The 17,498-nt window shown below is 64.8% G+C and carries 13 protein-coding genes and 6 tRNA genes; all 19 read left to right on the top strand.

Annotated elements, in window-relative coordinates:
- Window positions 1-229: 229 nt before the first annotated feature.
- Complete coding sequence (locus tag ACS5PK_RS15970) at window positions 230-2,770, top strand: FimV/HubP family polar landmark protein (protein ID WP_439441241.1); 2,541 nt, start codon at window positions 230-232, stop codon at window positions 2,768-2,770.
- Between the two features lie 168 nt (window positions 2,771-2,938).
- On the top strand, window positions 2,939-3,727 hold the full coding sequence (gene truA, locus ACS5PK_RS15965; protein WP_439441240.1) for a tRNA pseudouridine(38-40) synthase TruA: 789 nt from the start codon (window positions 2,939-2,941) through the stop codon (window positions 3,725-3,727).
- A complete protein-coding gene (locus ACS5PK_RS15960; RefSeq protein ID WP_439441239.1) occupies window positions 3,675-4,403 on the top strand; it encodes a phosphoribosylanthranilate isomerase in 729 nt (242 codons plus the stop codon). The genes truA and ACS5PK_RS15960 overlap by 53 nt, the downstream gene beginning before the upstream one ends.
- Window positions 4,404-4,447: 44 nt before the next feature.
- On the top strand, window positions 4,448-5,746 hold the full coding sequence (trpB, locus tag ACS5PK_RS15955; RefSeq protein ID WP_439441238.1) for a tryptophan synthase subunit beta: 1,299 nt from the start codon (window positions 4,448-4,450) through the stop codon (window positions 5,744-5,746).
- Window positions 5,743-6,552: a tryptophan synthase subunit alpha gene (gene trpA, locus ACS5PK_RS15950; protein WP_439441237.1), complete on the top strand. Its 810-nt coding sequence runs from the start codon at window positions 5,743-5,745 to the stop codon at window positions 6,550-6,552. Before trpB ends, trpA begins: the two co-directional genes overlap by 4 nt.
- A gap of 93 nt (window positions 6,553-6,645) precedes the next feature.
- Complete coding sequence (accD, locus tag ACS5PK_RS15945; protein ID WP_439441236.1) at window positions 6,646-7,518, top strand: acetyl-CoA carboxylase, carboxyltransferase subunit beta; 873 nt, start codon at window positions 6,646-6,648, stop codon at window positions 7,516-7,518.
- A gap of 69 nt (window positions 7,519-7,587) precedes the next feature.
- Window positions 7,588-8,937, top strand: a complete 1,350-nt coding sequence (gene folC, locus ACS5PK_RS15940) for a bifunctional tetrahydrofolate synthase/dihydrofolate synthase (protein ID WP_439441235.1) — start codon at window positions 7,588-7,590, stop codon at window positions 8,935-8,937.
- Window positions 8,938-9,036: 99 nt separating this feature from the next.
- Window positions 9,037-9,933 carry an SPOR domain-containing protein gene (locus ACS5PK_RS15935; RefSeq protein ID WP_439441234.1) on the top strand — a complete coding sequence of 299 codons (897 nt, stop codon included), beginning with the start codon at window positions 9,037-9,039 and terminating at the stop codon, window positions 9,931-9,933.
- A gap of 4 nt (window positions 9,934-9,937) precedes the next feature.
- Window positions 9,938-10,426: a CvpA family protein gene (locus ACS5PK_RS15930; RefSeq protein WP_439441233.1), complete on the top strand. Its 489-nt coding sequence runs from the start codon at window positions 9,938-9,940 to the stop codon at window positions 10,424-10,426.
- Window positions 10,427-10,503: 77 nt separating this feature from the next.
- Entirely contained in the window at window positions 10,504-12,018 is a 1,515-nt protein-coding gene (purF, locus tag ACS5PK_RS15925; protein ID WP_439441232.1) for an amidophosphoribosyltransferase, read from the top strand.
- Window positions 12,015-13,256 carry an O-succinylhomoserine sulfhydrylase gene (locus ACS5PK_RS15920; RefSeq protein ID WP_439441231.1) on the top strand — a complete coding sequence of 414 codons (1,242 nt, stop codon included), beginning with the start codon at window positions 12,015-12,017 and terminating at the stop codon, window positions 13,254-13,256. Before purF ends, ACS5PK_RS15920 begins: the two co-directional genes overlap by 4 nt.
- Window positions 13,256-14,662: a glutamate--tRNA ligase gene (gene gltX, locus ACS5PK_RS15915; protein ID WP_439441230.1), complete on the top strand. Its 1,407-nt coding sequence runs from the start codon at window positions 13,256-13,258 to the stop codon at window positions 14,660-14,662. The genes ACS5PK_RS15920 and gltX overlap by 1 nt, the downstream gene beginning before the upstream one ends.
- Window positions 14,663-14,776: 114 nt before the next feature.
- Window positions 14,777-14,852: transfer RNA gene (locus ACS5PK_RS15910), tRNA-Ala, on the top strand.
- Window positions 14,853-14,896: 44 nt separating this feature from the next.
- Window positions 14,897-14,972: transfer RNA gene (locus ACS5PK_RS15905), tRNA-Glu, on the top strand.
- A gap of 81 nt (window positions 14,973-15,053) precedes the next feature.
- Window positions 15,054-15,130: transfer RNA gene (locus ACS5PK_RS15900), tRNA-Asp, on the top strand.
- A 79-nt stretch (window positions 15,131-15,209) separates the two neighbouring features.
- Window positions 15,210-15,285, top strand: a tRNA-Ala gene (locus tag ACS5PK_RS15895).
- Between the two features lie 44 nt (window positions 15,286-15,329).
- Window positions 15,330-15,405, top strand: a tRNA-Glu gene (locus ACS5PK_RS15890).
- Between the two features lie 67 nt (window positions 15,406-15,472).
- Window positions 15,473-15,549: transfer RNA gene (locus ACS5PK_RS15885), tRNA-Asp, on the top strand.
- Between the two features lie 543 nt (window positions 15,550-16,092).
- Window positions 16,093-17,475: a TIGR03013 family XrtA/PEP-CTERM system glycosyltransferase gene (locus ACS5PK_RS15880; protein ID WP_439441229.1), complete on the top strand. Its 1,383-nt coding sequence runs from the start codon at window positions 16,093-16,095 to the stop codon at window positions 17,473-17,475.
- The last annotated feature ends 23 nt before the right edge of the window (window positions 17,476-17,498 follow it).

Raw genomic sequence — 17,498 nt, 5'->3', positions numbered from 1 at the left:
ACCCGTTGTCCACATGCGACAGCTGGTAACGGCTGGTGAACCAGACGCTTGTCAAGGGTGAAATTCAGCCTTTGCATGAGTTGTCGGGCGTATATGCTTGACGCTGTTGTGATTTCTGCAGCGCTGAAGCCGTGTACGACAGCATCCCGAGGGCTGTGAACCACATAACAAACATCGTCGAAACAGGCGGACACCCTGGGGTGCCCGCTTTGTTGCTTTGGGGGACGCCTTGAACAAGTACTCTCGCGCTTTCGGGCGCTTTGCCTTGACCCGCGTTGCGGTGGCCGCCTTGTCTCTGGCCAGCTTGCAGGCCTGGGGCCTTGGGCTGGGGAGCTCAAAAGTCCAGTCCGCGCTGGGCGAAACGCTCAAGGCCGAGATCGATGTGAGCAGCATGACGGCCGACGAGGCCGGCTCGCTGAAGGTGCGCATCGCCACGCCGGACGTCTACCGTGCCAGCGGGGTCGAATTCAATGCGGTGCTGACATCGACCCAGGTTCAGTTGCTGCGTCGGCCCGATGGTCGCCCCTATCTGCGCATCACCAGCGACCGTGCGGTCCAGGAACCCTTCGTTGACCTGATCCTGGAGCTGAACTGGTCCACCGGCAGGCTGACGCGCGAGTACACCCTGCTGTTCGATCCTCCTGCTCTGGCTCGTCCGGCCCCGCCCAGTGAAGTCACCACGGCGCCGGTCATCGCTGCAGCGCCGGCGGAGTCCAGGCCTGTGGCCAGCCAGCCGACCCAGCGTCCTGCTGCCCAGCGCCCTGCGGTGCCGGCACCGGCCCCGGCACAACGCGCCGAGCCCAAGCCGGCGCCCGCGCCCGTGAACCCGACGGCCGCCAGCGACTACGCCGTCAAGCCGGGGGACACGCTGTCCCGCATCGCCAACAAGACCCAGGTCGACGGCATTTCGCTGGACCAGATGCTGGTGGGCCTCTATCGCGCCAATCCAGACGCCTTCGTCGACAACAACATGAACCGGCTCAAGGCTGGGGTGGTGTTGAAGGTGCCTGGCAGCGACAAGCTCGGTGAATTGAGTCCGGCGGAAGCCCGTCAGGTCATCCAGGCACAAAGCGCCGATTTCAACAGCTACCGTCAGCGCCTCGCCTCGGGTGCGCCGCTGATCCATCAGGATGAGAGTGACAAGTCCGCCAAGGGCCGCGTGCAGGCCGAGGTCGCTGACAAGAAGCCTGCCGCCGCAGCCGCGCCCGACAAGCTGACCCTCAGCAAGCCCAGCGCCTCGGTTGGCAGTGAGGTCAAGGCCTCCAAGGACACTGAGAAGAAGGATTCTGCCGCGCGCGTCGCTGAACTGACCCGCAATGTGGAAGAGCTCAAGAAGCTGTCCAGTCAGACCAAGCCCGCCGCAGCCCCCGCAGCTGCGCCGACTCCTGCACCTGCACCTGCCGTGACCCTGCCGGCTGCGCTGCCCGCGCCTGCCAGCGTGCCCAGCCCGGCGGCCTCTGCCGCTGCGCCTGCGCCGGCCGTCTCGGAGGTGGCCTCTGCCGCCAGCCGTCCTAAGCCAGCCGCCTCCCGTCCCAAGCCGGCGCCGGCCCCCGCGCCCGAACCCAGTTTCATCGACTCGCTGACCGATGGCCCCATCCTGCCCATACTGGCCGGTGTGCTGGTGGTGGCCCTGGGTGGCCTGGGCTTGATGCGGCTGCGCAACCGCCGTCCGGAATTCAAGGCAGAGACGGCCTTCACCGAAAGTCGCCTGCAGCCGGACTCCTTCTTCGGTGCCAGCGGTGGCCAACGTATCGACACCCGTGAGTCCGGCAATTCGAGCCAGAGCTCCATGAGCTACTCGCTGAGTCAACTGGACGCCATCGGTGACGTGGATCCGGTGGCGGAAGCCGACGTCTACCTGGCCTATGGCCGTGACCTCCAGGCCGAGGAAATCCTGAAGGAGGCCCTGCGCGCGAATCCTGAGCGCCTCGCCATCCGCCTGAAGCTGCTGGAGGTCTACGCCAAGCGCCGAGACACCAAGGCTTACGAGCAACTCGCCTCGCAGCTCTATGCCGAGACCCAAGGGCAGGGTGAGGACTGGCCCAAGGTGCAGGAGCTGGGACGCCAGATCGACCCCGAGCACCCCCTGTACCAGCCCGGCGGCATGCCCGCGGCACTGGCTGCTGGTGATGCCGAGCAGCGCCCTGAGCCCATGAATGCGACCACGCTGCCGGCGTCTGCCGGCATGTTGGGCACGCCGGCGACGGATCCTGGTCCGGCCAGCAGCCTGGATCTCGATCTGGACCTTGACCTGGGTGGCTCCAGCTCCTCCATGCAGGCCACGCAGGCGCTGCCGGTGTCCGCTGCCCAGGCGCCGCTGCGCATGGACGTGGACCTGGGGGCGCCCAAGTTGCCGGAGTCGGCTCAGGCCGCGGCGGCTGATCTGGAGTTCGACCTGAATGAGCTGGGCGACTTCGACGCCGCCACGGCAGCCGCACCGCTGCCGCCGGATGCGCAGAGCCTGGACTTCGATCTGTCGTCCATTGACCTGGATCTGCCCGCGACCGACGCTCCAGCCCCGACGGCGACGGTCGTAGACCCGCACGGGCTGGAAGCCTCGGGCCGCAGCGCTGCTGACCAACTTGCCGACGCTATCGACGCCCTGGCCGACGACGACGGTGACCCCCTGCAGCGTCAGCTGGAGCTGGCCGAGGAATTCCGCCAGATCGGCGACGTCGAGGGGGCTCGCGACGTGCTGCAGGAACTGGTGATGAAGGCGGAGGGCAATCTCCGCGCCAAGGCCCAGGCCATGCTGGACGAGCTGCGCTGAGCGTGCGATCCAGAACCGCGGCGCAATGTCCGCGACAATCGCAAGGCGCCCGAGCTTCGGGCGCCTTTTTTCTTGGACGCAAGACCTGACCCCGTCAACGGGCTTGCGAGCTTTGGTAGGCGACCAGGGCGGGGTGGCCGGCCCTGCATTTCCTGTGAGGATGATTCAATGACGCAGCGCGTGGCCCTGGGGGTCAGTTACCGCGGGGATGGCTACCTGGGGTGGCAGTCCCAGCCCAATGGCCGGACCGTGCAGGATGCCCTGGAGAAAGCGCTGTCCCAGTTCGCCGATGCGCCCCTGCGCACGATCTGCGCTGGGCGGACGGACACAGGCGTGCACGGGCTCAACCAGGTCGTGCACTTCGACACCGATGCCATCCGCGAACCCTTTTCCTGGGTGCGCGGGACCAATCGCTATCTCCCGCCGGACATCGCCGTCCAGTGGTGCGCCTTCCCGGGGGGCGACTTCCATGCCCGCAACCACGCCCGTGGTCGGCGCTATGCCTACCTGCTGCTGGAATCCGCCGTGCGGCCGGCCATCGAAAGTGGCGCTTGCGGCTGGGTGTTTCGCCCGCTGGATGGGGACGCCATGCGGGCCGCGGTGAGGTATCTGCTGGGCGAGCATGACTTCTCCTCTTTCCGTTCGGCAGAGTGCCAGGCCAAGTCGCCGGTGAAGGTGCTCCGTGCCATCGACATCCATCGCCGCGGTGCCTACTGGCGCTTCGAGTTTGATGCCTCGGCCTTCCTGCACCACATGGTGCGCAACATCATGGGCTGTCTGATCACGGTGGGCAGCGGGCTGAAGCCGCCTGAGTGGATGGCCGAGGTGCTGGCTGCGCGCAGCCGACAGGCGGCAGCGCCCACCTTCTCGCCGGCAGGGCTCTATTTCCTCGGGCCGTACTACGATGCTCCTCTGGGCCTGCCAGAGCGCACGGCGGCCATGGACTGGTTGCCCTGAGTCGTCCCTGCTGAGGCGCCCAAGGAGTGCTGCAATGACCCGTACACGCATCAAGATCTGCGGCCTGACCCGTGAGCAGGACCTGGACTTCGCCGTCGAGGCTGGCGCAGATGCCATCGGCTTCGTGTTCTATGAGAGGAGCCCGCGCCATGTCAGCCCGCTGCGGGCTGCCGAGTTGGCGCGGCGCCTGCCACCTTTCGTCACGCCCGTGGGGCTCTTCGTCAATGCCAGTGACGAGCTGCTGGCGGAGGCCATGGCCGCGCTGCCCAATATGCTGCTGCAGTTCCATGGCGACGAGTCGCCGCAGCAGTGCGAGCGCATGGCGCGGCCCTATATCCGCGCGGCCCGCATGAGTCCTGGCTTTGATTTGCTAGACTTCGCCCAACAGTTCTCTAGTGCCCAGGCCATGCTCGTCGACGCCCATGTCGAGGGCTATGGTGGGGGTGGAAAGGTCTTCGATTGGTCACTGCTTCCTCGAAACGTGCCCTCTCCAGTCGTTTTGTCTGGTGGGTTGCATGCCGGAAATGTGATCGAAGGGATTCTTCGCGTCCGGCCCTGGGCCGTTGACGTCAGCTCTGGGGTAGAGGAGGCCAAGGGCCTCAAGAACCCCCTGCTGATGCGTCAGTTCTGCGAGGCCGTCCGTGAGGCGGACGCCCGTATCGAGGATGCCGGCTGAGCCAACCCGGGACGGGCGGCTCGGCCCCTGAAGAGAGACTCATCATGTCAAGCTACAACATGCCGGATGCCCGCGGGCACTTCGGTCCCGTGAACGGTCAGGTCTATGGCGGCCGCTTCGTCGCCGAGACCCTGGTCCATGCCCTGGACGAGCTCAACGAGGCCTACGCCCGCTACAGCCAGGACCCGGACTTCATTGCCGAGTTCAAGAAGGAGCTGGCACATTTCGTGGGGCGTCCAAGCCCGATCTATCACGCCGATCGCCTCAGCAGCGAGCTGGGCGGAGCGCAGATCTACCTCAAGCGCGAGGACCTGAACCACACTGGTGCCCACAAGGTGAACAACACCATCGGCCAGGCCCTGCTGGCCCGCCGCATGGGCAAGAAGCGCATCATTGCCGAGACCGGCGCCGGCCAGCACGGCGTGGCCACGGCCACCATCTGCGCCCGCTACGGCATGGAATGCGTGGTCTACATGGGCAGCGAGGACGTCAAGCGCCAGTCGCCCAACGTCTACCGCATGAAGCTGCTCGGCGCCACAGTGGTGCCGGTGGACTCGGGCTCCAAGACGCTCAAGGACGCCCTCAACGAGGCCATGCGCGACTGGGTCACCAATGTCGAGTCGACCTTCTACATCATCGGCACCGTGGCCGGCCCGCACCCTTATCCGATGATGGTGCGCGACTTCCAGCGCATCATCGGTGACGAGTGTCTAGAGCAGATGCCCCCCATGATCGGCCGCCAGCCGGATGCCGTCGTGGCCTGCGTGGGCGGTGGCTCCAATGCCATCGGCATCTTCTATCCCTACATCCCGCATGAGCAGGTGCGCCTCATCGGTGTCGAGGCCGCCGGTGAAGGCCTGGATGGTCACAAGCATGCCGCCACGCTGAGCCTGGGCAGCCCGGGCGTGCTGCACGGCAACCGCACCTACCTGCTGCAGGATGAGAACGGCCAGATCATCGAGACGCACTCCGTGTCCGCTGGCCTGGACTATCCCGGCGTCGGCCCCGAGCATGCCTACCTGAAGGACATCGGTCGCGCCGAGTACGTGGGCATCACCGACCAGGAAGCGTTGGACGCCTTCCATCGCCTGTGCCGTACCGAGGGCATCATCCCCGCGCTGGAATCCAGCCATGCCGTGGCCCACGCCATGAAGCTGGCGCCGACGATGCGTCCGGACCAGCACATCCTGGTCAACCTCTCGGGCCGGGGCGACAAGGACATCGGCACGGTGGCCGACCTCTCCAAGGCGGACTTCTATTGCCGGCCGTCCTGCCGCGGGCAGTCGGTGAAGGGCTCCGACACCGTCGTTGTCAATGTCCCTGCGAAGGGAGGTGCGCAATGAGCCGCATCCAGGCCACCTTCGCCCGCCTGGCCGAGCAGGGCCGCAAGGCGCTCATTCCCTATGTCACCGCTGGCGACCCTTACCCGGACTGCACGGTCGAGCTCATGCTGGCCATGGCCCGGGCCGGTGCCGATGTCATCGAGCTGGGCGTGCCATTTTCAGATCCCATGGCCGACGGCCCCGTCATCCAGAAGGCCGCTGAACGGGCGCTGACCCATGGCATCGGGCTGAAGCAGGTGCTGGCCTATGTGAGCGCCTTCCGCGAGCAGGATGCCCAGACCCCGGTGGTCCTGATGGGCTATGCCAATCCGGTGGAGCGCTACGGGCAGGCGGCCTTCGTGGCCGATGCCAGGGCGGCCGGAGTGGACGGCGTGCTGATCGTCGACTATCCGCCCGAGGAGTGCGAGGCCTTCGCCGGCCTGATGAAGTCTGCCGGCTTGGACCCCATCTTCCTGCTGGCGCCGACGTCCACGGACGAGCGCATGGCCAGCGTCGGCAAGGTGGCCAGCGGCTATGTCTACTATGTCTCGCTGAAGGGCGTGACCGGGGCAGGGCACCTGGACACGGACGCCGTTGCCCGCATGGTGCCGCGCATCCGCGCCCAGGTCTCGGTGCCGGTGGGGGTGGGATTCGGCATCCGCGACGCCGCCACGGCGCAGGCCGTGGCCCGGGTTTCCGATGCCGTGGTGATCGGTTCCCGCCTGGTTCAGCTGCTGGAGGTCGAAGCACGCGATAATGTCGCCTCCACGGGGGCGGCCTTCATCCGCGAGATCCGCGAGGCGCTGGACGCCTTGCCGCGCGGCTGACGCGGTTGATGCGGCGTTTGCCCCTGTTGCGCCCGGTGGCCCCAAAGGCCCCGGGGCACCTGACAACGAGACCTGAGACGAAGGAGTCTGCCCATGAGTTGGCTTGAGAAACTTCTGCCGCCCAAGATGCAGCAAAGCGAGGCCGCCGAGCGTCGCACGGTGCCTGAGGGGCTGTGGATCAAGTGCCCGTCCTGCGAGACGGTGCTCTACAAGACCGATCTGGAGCAGAACATCAACGTCTGCCCCAAGTGCAGCCACCACCATCGCATCGGGGCTCGTGCGCGCCTGAATGCTTTCCTGGACGGGGAAGGGCGCTATGAAATCGGCCAGGAGGTCATCCCGGTCGATGCCCTGAAGTTCAAGGACAGCAAGAAGTACCCGGACCGTCTCAAGGAAGCCCTGGAAACCACGGGCGAGACCGACGCCCTGGTGGTGCTCGGCGGCGCCGTGATGAGCGTGCCGGTCGTGGCCGCCTGTTTCGAGTTCGACTTCATGGGCGGATCCATGGGCTCCGTGGTGGGCGAGCGCTTTGCCCGCGGTGTGGAGACCGCCATCGAGCAGAAGACGCCTTTCATCTGCTTCACCGCCACCGGCGGCGCCCGCATGCAGGAAGGCCTGCTGTCCCTGATGCAGATGGCCAAGACCAATGCCGCGCTGACCCGCCTGGCCAAGGCCAAGCTCCCCTACATCAGCGTGCTGACCGACCCGACCATGGGCGGCGTGTCGGCCTCCTTCGCCTTCGTGGGTGACATCGTCATCGCCGAGCCCAAGGCCCTGATCGGCTTTGCCGGCCCGCGTGTGATCGAGAACACCGTGCGCGAAAAGCTGCCCCCTGGCTTCCAGCGTGCCGAGTTCCTGATGGAAAAGGGCGCTGTGGACATGATCGTGGACCGCCGCCAGCTGCGCGAGACCATCGCCCGCCAGTTGGCCATGCTGCAGCGCCAGAGCTCTGACGCCGTCGCCTGATCCGGCGCCATCGCCCCTTGCGGCCAGGCAGTGTGCCTGGCCGTTTTGCATTCCGATTCTTCCCCGCCCATGACTACCGCTCAAAGTGCCGCTGCAAGTGCCTCCCAACAGCGACTGGACGACTGGCTGGCCCACTGCGAGCGTCTGCATCCCAAGGAAATCGACATGACCCTGGCCCGCGTCAACACGCTGCGGGACCGGCTGGGCCTGCGCTTCCAGGCGCCGGTGGTGATGGTGGCGGGCACCAATGGCAAGGGCTCGACCTGCGCCATGCTGGAGTCCATCGCGCTGCAGGCGGGCTATCGTGTGGGGCTCTACATCAAGCCGCACCTGGTGCATTTCCAGGAGCGCTGCCGGGTCGGTGGCGCCCCGGTCGACGCCGACAGCCTGCTGCCGCACTTCGAGGCCGTCGAGGCCGCACGGGGCGAACTGGCCCTGACCTATTTCGAGTTCACCACCCTGGCCATCCTGAGCCGCCTGGCTGCCGAACCGCTGGACCTGGTCATCCTGGAGGTGGGACTGGGCGGACGGCTGGATGCTGTCAACACCATCGACGCCGACTGCGCGGTGATCACCAGCATCGACCTCGACCACGTCGAATACCTCGGACCGGACCGCGAATCCGTGGGCCGCGAGAAGGCCCACATCATGCGTCCAGGCAAGCCGGTGGTGGTCAGCGACCCCATGCCGCCGGCCAGCCTGGCGGCCCACGCCGCGGCCGTGGGGGCGGACCTGCGCCAACTGGGCAAGGACTTCAGCTACGGCGGTGATCGCCAGCAATGGCAGTGGGCCGGCCGGAGCCGCAAATACAGCGGTCTGGCCTTCCCGGCGCTGCGCGGTGTCAACCAGTTGCTGAACGCCTCGGGAGTGCTGGCGGTCTTCGAGGCCTTGTATGAGCAACTGCCCATCAGTGCCCAGGCTGTGCGCACGGGTCTGGCGCTGGTGGAGCTGCCGGGTCGATTCCAGGTGGTGCCGGGCCAGCCGGCCCTGGTGCTGGACGTGGCCCACAACCCCCATGCCATCGCGGCCCTGGCCCAGAACCTGGACCAGATGGGCTTCTTCCCGCGCACCCATGCCGTCTTCGGTGCCATGGCGGACAAGGACCTGGCCGAGATCCTCGCGCGCATCGCACCGTTGGTCGACCGATGGTACTTCTGTGACCTGCCGCTCCCCCGTGCCGCGACGGCCGCCGCCCTGGCCGAGCGCTTTGCCGCCTTGCAGGTCCAGGGCGCCCTGAAGACGCCGAAGGATGTCAATGTGTCCTTGCATCCGGACCCGCAGACCGCCCTCGCGGCAGCCGCGGCCGGGGCAGACCCCGCTGATAGAATTCTGGTCTTCGGTTCCTTCTACACCGTGGGCGGTGTGCTGAGGGACGGTGTGCCCAGGCTGACGGCTGGTGCAGCGGCTGCCAAGCCCTGAGCCTGCTCCTGCCCGCCACCGGGCTGGCCGGGCCCCGAAGCCTGTTTCTTGCGGCCCTGGCGCCGTCCATCTCCGGCTCTCCAAGGTGCCACATCACACATGGGTTTGCTGTCATTCTTCAAGCGTGCCGAGGACAACAGGACGGCGGCCAAGCCGGTGGCCGAGGGGCTGGATGCCGTTCAGCAGCTGCGTTTGCGCGCCCGGCGGCGCCTGATCGGGGCGGCCGTGCTGGTGGCAGCGGGCGTGATTGCCTTTCCGCTGGTGTTCGAGACCCAGCCTCGCCCCGTGCCGGTGGACCTGCCCATCGAAATCCCCAAGAAGGATGGTTTGCCGCCCTTGAACGTGCCGGCCGCCGCCACGCCGGTCGCCAGCGCTGAACGCCATGCCGCGGCACCAGCCGAGCAGGGGGCGGGCATCGTGAACGAAGCGCCGCCCGTCGGGGCTTCGATCGCCGAGCCGGTGAAGCCTGCCGAAACGCCCAAGCCGGAAACGCATCCTGAGCCCCGCAAGGAGGCCGCCAGCAAGCCTGAGGCCAGGCCGGAGTTGCGCAAGCCCGCTGACAAGGCCCAGGACAAGGCCGCAGCCAGGCCCTCAGAAAAGCCAGCAGAGAAACCCGCGGAGAAACCAGCGGAGAAGCCTCAGGACAAGGTACCCGCACGTCAGCAAGCCGACCATGCCCGCGATGTCGACGCCGCCCGCGCCCAGGCTCTGCTGGAGGGGCGTGAACCGCCCAAGCCGGCAGACAGGAAAGTCGATGCTGTGGCAGGTGCGCGCTTCATCGTGCAGGTGGGCGCCTTTGCGGAGGCCAAGGCAGCCCAGGATGTTCGTGGCAAGGTCGAGAAGCTGGGCCTGAAGACCTACACGCAGGCGATCGAAACGGCCGAAGGCAAGCGTATCCGTGTGCGCGTGGGCCCCTTCGCCAGTCGTGAAGAGGCTGACCGCGCCGCCGCCAAGCTGCGAGGCGGCGGCCTGTCCGGCACGGTGCTGACGCTCTGACCCGATGAGCTGGGTCGACCTGTCCCTGCTGACCGTGCTGGGCCTGTCCGTCGCGGTGGGGCTGTGGCGGGGGCTCGTGTATGAGGTGCTCGCGCTGGCCGGCTGGCTGGTGGCCTACCTGCTGTCGCCGTGGCTGGCGCCGATGTTGCAGGGCATGCTGCCCGAGGGACGCCTGGGCCCGGCACTGAGTCATGCGGCCGGCCTGGTGCTCGCTTTCGTCGCCATCCTGGTGGTCTGGAGCCTGGTCGCCAAGCTGGTCCGTGCGCTGATCCAGGCTTCGCCGCTGTCCTGGCTGGACCGGCTGGGCGGCGGAGGCTTCGGTGCCCTGCGCGGGCTATTCATCGGCCTGCTCGTGGCCCTGCTGGTGGGCATGACGCCCCTGGCACAGTCCGAGCCCTGGCAAGACTCGGCGCTGGCGCCCTGGCTGCGGTCGGGGCTGCGGGTGCTGCATCCAATGCTGCCGGAGTCGGTCAATAAATTCATCCCAGCCTGAGCGCCACAAGCGCCCAGGCCCTGTGTATCGTAGCGAGTGCTTCCAGCTCAGGAAGCCGACAAGTCGAGGAAGAGAACATGTGTGGCATCGTTGGTGTGATATCCCAGGCGCCGGTCAACCAGCTGATCTATGACGCGCTGCTGCTGCTGCAGCACCGCGGACAGGATGCCGCCGGCATCGTCACCATGCAGGGCAACAAGTGCTTCATGCACAAGGCCCGCGGCATGGTGCGCGACGTCTTCCGCACCCGCAATATGCGCGCGCTGCCGGGCAATGTAGGCCTGGGTCAGGTCCGCTACCCGACCGCCGGCAATGCCTACAACGAGGAAGAGGCTCAGCCTTTCTACGTCAACGCGCCCTTTGGCATCGTGCTGGTGCACAACGGCAACCTGACCAACGCCCATGCCTTGAAGCAGGAGCTCTTTGCTGTCGACCGCCGCCACATCAACACCGAGAGCGACTCCGAGGTCCTGCTCAATGTGCTGGCGCACGAGCTGGAGCAGGTCGCCCGCGAACTGCCGCTGACGCCGCAGGCCGTGTTCAAGGCCGTGCGCGCGGTCCACAAGCGCATCAAGGGTTCCTATGGCGTGATCGCCCTGATCGCCGGCCATGGCCTGCTGGCTTTCCGCGATCCCTTTGGCATCCGCCCCCTGTGCTTCGGCCATGGCACCAATGGTGACGTGATGGTCGCCAGCGAGAGCGTGGCCCTGGAAGGCACCGGCATCAAGCTGGACCGCGACGTGGCACCTGGCGAGGCCATCTTCATCGACACCCAGGGCCAGGTCCACACCGAGCAGTGCGCCGAGAACCCTTCGCTGAATCCCTGCATGTTCGAGTTCGTCTACCTGGCTCGGCCGGATTCCGTGATGGACGGCATCTCGGTCTACCAGGCCCGGCTGAACATGGGCGAGACCCTGGCTCAGCGCCTGATCTCGACGATGCCGCCCAGCGAGATCGATGTCGTCATTCCCATCCCCGAATCCAGCCGCCCCTCCGCCATGCAGCTGGCGCACAAGATCGGCAAGCCCTACCGCGAGGGCTTCGTGAAGAACCGCTACGTGGGCCGGACCTTCATCATGCCGGGGCAGGGCGCGCGCAAGAAGTCGGTGCGCCAGAAGCTCAATGCCATCGGCCTGGAGTTCAAGGGGCGCAATGTGCTGCTCGTGGACGACTCCATCGTGCGCGGCACCACCTCCAAGGAAATCGTGCAGATGGCCCGCGAGGCCGGTGCCAACAAGGTCTATCTGGCTTCGGCCGCACCGCCGGTGCGCTTCCCCAACGTCTACGGCATCGACATGCCGACCAAGGAAGAGCTGATCGCCCACGGCCGCAGCATCGAGGAAGTGCGCCAGTACATCGGGGCCGATGCCCTGATTTACCAGGATGTGGATGCCATGAAGCGTGTCGTGGCCGCCCTGCGGCCGGGCCTCAAGGGCTTCGAGGCTTCCTGCTTTGATGGCACCTACATCACCGGCGACGTGTCGGCCGAGGACTTCGCCACCATCCAGGCCCAGCGCAAGAGCCAGGGCGACGAGGAAGACGGCCCGGCGCGCACCCGCCTGGCCCTGCAAAGCGGGGGCGATGCCCAATGAGCCAGAACGAGGAAGCGCGCCGACTGGCGCGTGCCCAACTGCCCGCGGGCCTGCGCCCCGAGACCCTGGCCGTGCGCACGGCCTTGGCACCCAGCCAGCACGGTGAGAACTCCGAAGCCCTGTTCCTGACCAGTGCCTATGTGCAGCCCGATGCCGCCACCTCGGCCCAGCGCTTCTCGCAGTCGGAGGACTTCACCTACTCGCGCACCAGCAATCCCACGGTGCGCAGTCTGGAGGCTCGACTGGCTGCCATGGAAGGCACGGAAGCCGCCATCGCCACCGCCAGCGGCATGAGCGCCATCCTGCTGCTGTGCATGGGGCTGCTGAAGGCGGGGGACCATGTGGTCTGCTCACGCTCGGTCTTTGGTTCCACCATCAATCTCTTCGCCAAGGAGTTCGGCAAGTTCGGCGTGGAGACCAGCTTTGTCTCACAGACCGATCTGCAGGAGTGGCGGAACGCGATCCGCCCATCCACGCGCCTGCTCTTCGCCGAGACGCCCACCAACCCGCTGACCGAGGTCTGTGACATCCAGGCGCTGGCCGACATCGCTCACGCCGCGGATGCCTTGCTGGTGGTGGACAACACCTACTCCTCACCCGTGCTGCAGCAGCCCGCGAAGATGGGCGCCGACTTGATCATGCATTCGGCCACCAAGTACATGGACGGGCAGGGCCGGGTGATGGCCGGCGCCTTGTGCGGCCCGAGCAAGCTGATCAAGGACGTCTTCGGTCCCGTGGTGCGCACGGCCGGCATGGTGCTGTCACCCTTCAACGCCTGGGTCGTGCTCAAGGGTCTGGAGACCTTGGGCCTGCGCATGAAGGCCCAGAGCGAACAGGCCTTGGCCGTGGCTCGCTGGCTCGAGACCCGCCCGGAGGTGGCGCGCGTCTACTACCCCTCCTTGCCCTCGCATCCACAGCACGAACTGGCCATGCGCCAGCAATCGGGGCAGGGCGGGGCGGTGCTGTCCTTCGAACTGAAGGGCGACACGCCCGAGGCCGCCCGGGCGGCGGCCTTCCACGTGATCGACAGCACTCGCGTGCTGAGTATCGCCACCAACCTGGGTGACACCAAGTCCATCGTCACCCATCCCGCGACCACCTCGCATGGCCGCCTGAGCGAAGAACAACGCCAGGCAGCCGGCATCGGCCAGGGGCTGATCCGGCTGTCGGTCGGGCTGGAGCATGTCGACGACATCATCGACGACCTGCTGCGCGGACTTTCCACCTTGAATCACTGATGAGCACCTCTGCATCCACTCCTGTGCGCACCCGCATTGCGCCGTCTCCTACTGGCTTCCTGCACCTGGGCACCGCCCGCACGGCGCTGTTCTCCTGGGCCTTTGCCCGCCATCATGGCGGTGAATTCGTGCTGCGCATCGAGGACACCGATGTCGCACGCTCGACGCAGGACTCGGTCGACCAGATCCTGGCTTCCATGCATTGGCTGGGTCTTGAGTACGATGAAGGCCCTGTCTACCAGATGCAGCGCCTGGACCGCTACCAGGCTGTCGTCGACCAACTCATCGCCGAAGGCAAGGCATACCGCTGCTACACCACGCCCGAGGAACTGGAGGCCATGAAGGCAGCCCAGGAATCGCGCGGAGAGAAGCGCCGCTATGACGGCACCTGGCGTCCGGCGCCTGGCAAGACCCTGCCGGCCATCCCTGCGGGCGTGCAGCCGGTCATCCGCTTCGCCAATCCGGTGGACGGTGCTGTCACCTGGGACGACTTGGTCAAGGGCCCGATCACCATCGGCAACAAGGAAATCGACGACCTCATCATCATGCGGGCCGACGGTGTGCCGACCTACAACTTTGCTGTGGTGGTGGATGACTGGGACATGCGCATCAGCCATGTCTTCCGTGGCGACGAGCACGTCAACAACACGCCCTGGCAGATCAACATCTTCGAGGCCCTGGGGGCACCGCTGCCCAAGTTTGGCCATGTGCCGGTGATCCTTGGCGACGACGGTCAGAAGCTGTCCAAGCGGCGAGGCGCCGTCAGCGTCACTGCCTATGAAGAGAACGGCTATCTGCCTGAGGCCATGCTCAATTACCTGGCCCGCCTGGGCTGGAGCCATGGTGATGACGAGCTCTTCAGCCGCGAACAGCTGGTGAGCTGGTTCGATGGCAGCCACTTATCCAAGAGCCCGGCTCAATGGGATGCGGCCAAGCTGGAATGGGTCAATGGCCAGTACATCAAGCAAGCCGACGACTCGCGTCTGGCTGCCCTGGTGGCTCAGCTGCTGAGCAAGCGGGGTCAGGTCGTGCCTGAAGCCGGGCTTCTGGCCCGGATGTGCGCATTGTTCAAGGACCGTTGCAGTACCACGGTCGCTCTGGCCGACTGGCTGGCCATGTATGTGGCCGATGTACAGGCCAGCGAGGAAGAACGGGCCCAGCATCTGAGCGATGCCGTGCGCCCGGCGCTGAAGGCCCTGGCCGACAAGTTCATTGAGCTGGAGTGGACCAAGGCATCCATCCAGGCAGCGATCAAGGAAGTGATCGGCACCCACGGCCTGAAGATGCCGCAGTTGGCCATTCCCGTGCGCGTGCTGGTATGCGGGCGCGCGCAGACGCCCTCGGTCGACGCCGTGCTGGAGCTCTTCGACAAAGAAATTGTTGTGAACCGCTTGCGCTCCTTCTAAAAAGCGTTCTATAATCTTTTTCTCGCTTGAACGGCGCAACAAACAAAGCGCAACGCGGCAGTCACCAAGGTGGCAACAGTGTTGAGTGATGTTTGCCCAAAGAAGAGATTCGATGGGGGTATAGCTCAGCTGGGAGAGCGCTTGCATGGCATGCAAGAGGTCAGCGGTTCGATCCCGCTTACCTCCACCAAATTCAATTGAATGGGTGGCGCGCAGTTCAAGGTAGAAGGTTTAGTCCCCTTCGTCTAGAGGCCTAGGACACGACCCTTTCACGGTTGTAACAGGGGTTCGAATCCCCTAGGGGACGCCAAGTTTGACGAGGCTTGGCAGTTTGTTGAAAAACAGATTGCAAACTTGTTAAATATTGTGGTTATAATATGCTGCAATATTTGGAGTGGTAGTTCAGTTGGTTAGAATACCGGCCTGTCACGCCGGGGGTCGCGGGTTCGAGCCCCGTCCACTCCGCCAACAATTTGTATGCAGTGAATAAATACTGTGTATAATATATAAAGCTTGAACGGCGCGCCGTTATTGGGCAAGGCTCAATGGGGGTATAGCTCAGCTGGGAGAGCGCTTGCATGGCATGCAAGAGGTCAGCGGTTCGATCCCGCTTACCTCCACCAAATTCAATTGAATAGGTGGCGCGCAGTTCAAGGTAGAAGGTTTAGTCCCCTTCGTCTAGAGGCCTAGGACACGACCCTTTCACGGTTGTAACAGGGGTTCGAATCCCCTAGGGGACGCCAAGTTTGACAAGGCTTGAGAGCATCGCTCTGGAATTTGTCCTGTGCTGGTCTGCAAAGGCTGGCATCTGGAGTGGTAGTTCAGTTGGTTAGAATACCGGCCTGTCACGCCGGGGGTCGCGGGTTCGAGCCCCGTCCACTCCGCCAAATTTGAAGCCCTGGCTGCTTATGCAGCCGGGGCTTTTTCTTTTTCTCTTCGAATTCGCTGACGGTTTTCTAGGCACTTCCTGCGGGTATGCCATTTGCCCTAGACGCTGTTTACGGTTGCGGTGAACAGTATTTGCCGCGCTTCCTTGCCGATGGCCTATGAGAGCTACCTGTTCTGCGATCGCTGACCAGTATCAGTGCCGAGACGGCAAGCTGAATCAGTTTTCACCTTTTCACCCTCATTGAAGGGTGGCAGCCCAGTGAATGTGGCCGGCGTCAATAATCCTTCATGGATGAGGGCTAACCTTGCAGACGATTTCAATGTGACATCTTTCATATTCATCGCCTCACGGTGAAACGAAAGGTATCCATGCGCCTGTGTGAACTACCGCACCAACTCAGGGGGCGCCCCTCCAAACAGGGGGCTTTCATGGCGGAGGCCTGGAGGCATGATGCACCGCACTGCAAGTCCGGCGGAGTCCTGATGGCGCAGCAAGCCATAGGGGCAGCCCGTGCGATCGGGAAGCGTGTTTGGGGATTGGCATGATCAGAATTTTTAACCACTATCTTCATCGGCGCACGCTGATGCAAGTCGCGCTCGACCTGGGCCTGATCCTTCTTGCGACGATGATCGTCGTGATGGCCAAAGGCGATTCGGCCGATGCGCTGATTCCGTTCGCCGCCTCCCAGGGCTTGTCGCTGGCCGGCTTCATGTTCGTTATCAATTCTGCATCTGGCCTTTATCAGCATACGCATAACCGCTCGCTGACTCAGTCCTGTGCCCGTGCCCTGCTGGCGACACTGGTGGCCCTGCCGCTGGCTTACGGTTTCTCTCGTCTGGTTCCTGCTTCCATCCCTCATCGCGACCTGCTCGTGCTTGCAGCCATGGCAGCGATCGCGGCGGTGATGGTGCATCGCGTCTATGCCGCACACTCATCCGTCCATACGCGCTCGCGGACCAAGATTCTGATATTTGGCGCAGGCCCTGTCGCCAAGTCCGTGGGTGCAACCCTGCATTCGGCTGACCCGCACGCAGAAATTGTGGGTTATTTCGTGGGGCCCAATGAAACGGAAGCGTCAGTTGCGCAGGCTGACATCATCCAGCCGCAGGGCACCCTGACGGAGACAGCACTTCGCCTGGGTGTTGATGAAATCGTCGTGGCGCTGAGCGAGCGCCGTGGTGGCAGCATGCCACTGCGCGAATTGCTGGACTGCAAGATCTACGGCGTGCGCGTGGTGGATATCGCCACCCACTTCGAAAAGACGCTGGCCCAGATCAAGATCAGCCACGTGAACGCAGGCTGGCTGATTTTTGGAGACGGCTTCAATCAAGGCATGTTCCGGACTTTCGTGAAGCGCAGCTTTGATTTGCTGTTCTCTGGACTGCTGCTCGTGCTGAGCAGCCCCATCATGCTCCTGGCAGCACTGGCGGTTCGCCTGGAATCGCGGGGGCCCATCTTCTACAAGCAGGAGCGTGTGGGCCTGAACGGCACAACCTTCGATGTGGTGAAGTTCCGCAGCATGCGCACCGATGCCGAGAAGGATGGGAAGCCGCGCTTTGCTAGCAAGAACGATGATCGCGTGACGCGCGTTGGTCGTTTCATCCGTCGAGTCCGCATCGACGAGCTGCCGCAGCTGTTCAATGTGCTCCGGGGCGAGATGAGCTTGGTCGGCCCCCGGCCTGAGCGTCCCTTCTTCGTCGACGACCTGACGACCAAGGTTCCGTATTACGCTGTCCGCCACAGCGTCAAGCCCGGTGTGACTGGCTGGGCCCAGGTCCGATATGAGTACGGTTCTACGCTGGAAGACTCGGTCGAGAAGCTGCAATACGATCTGTACTACGTCAAGAATCACACGCTGTTCCTGGATCTGCTGATCCTGCTGGAAACTGTCGCCGTGGTCTTGACGGGCAAGGGCGCTCGCTGAGCGGCGCTTCTGCATGCGGGTGC

Origin of the sequence: Roseateles sp. DB2, assembly GCF_051857535.1 — a bacterium.
In the GTDB taxonomy this organism is placed as follows: Bacteria; Pseudomonadota; Gammaproteobacteria; order Burkholderiales; family Burkholderiaceae_C; genus Roseateles_B.
This window is presented reverse-complemented; position numbering and strand designations above follow the sequence as displayed.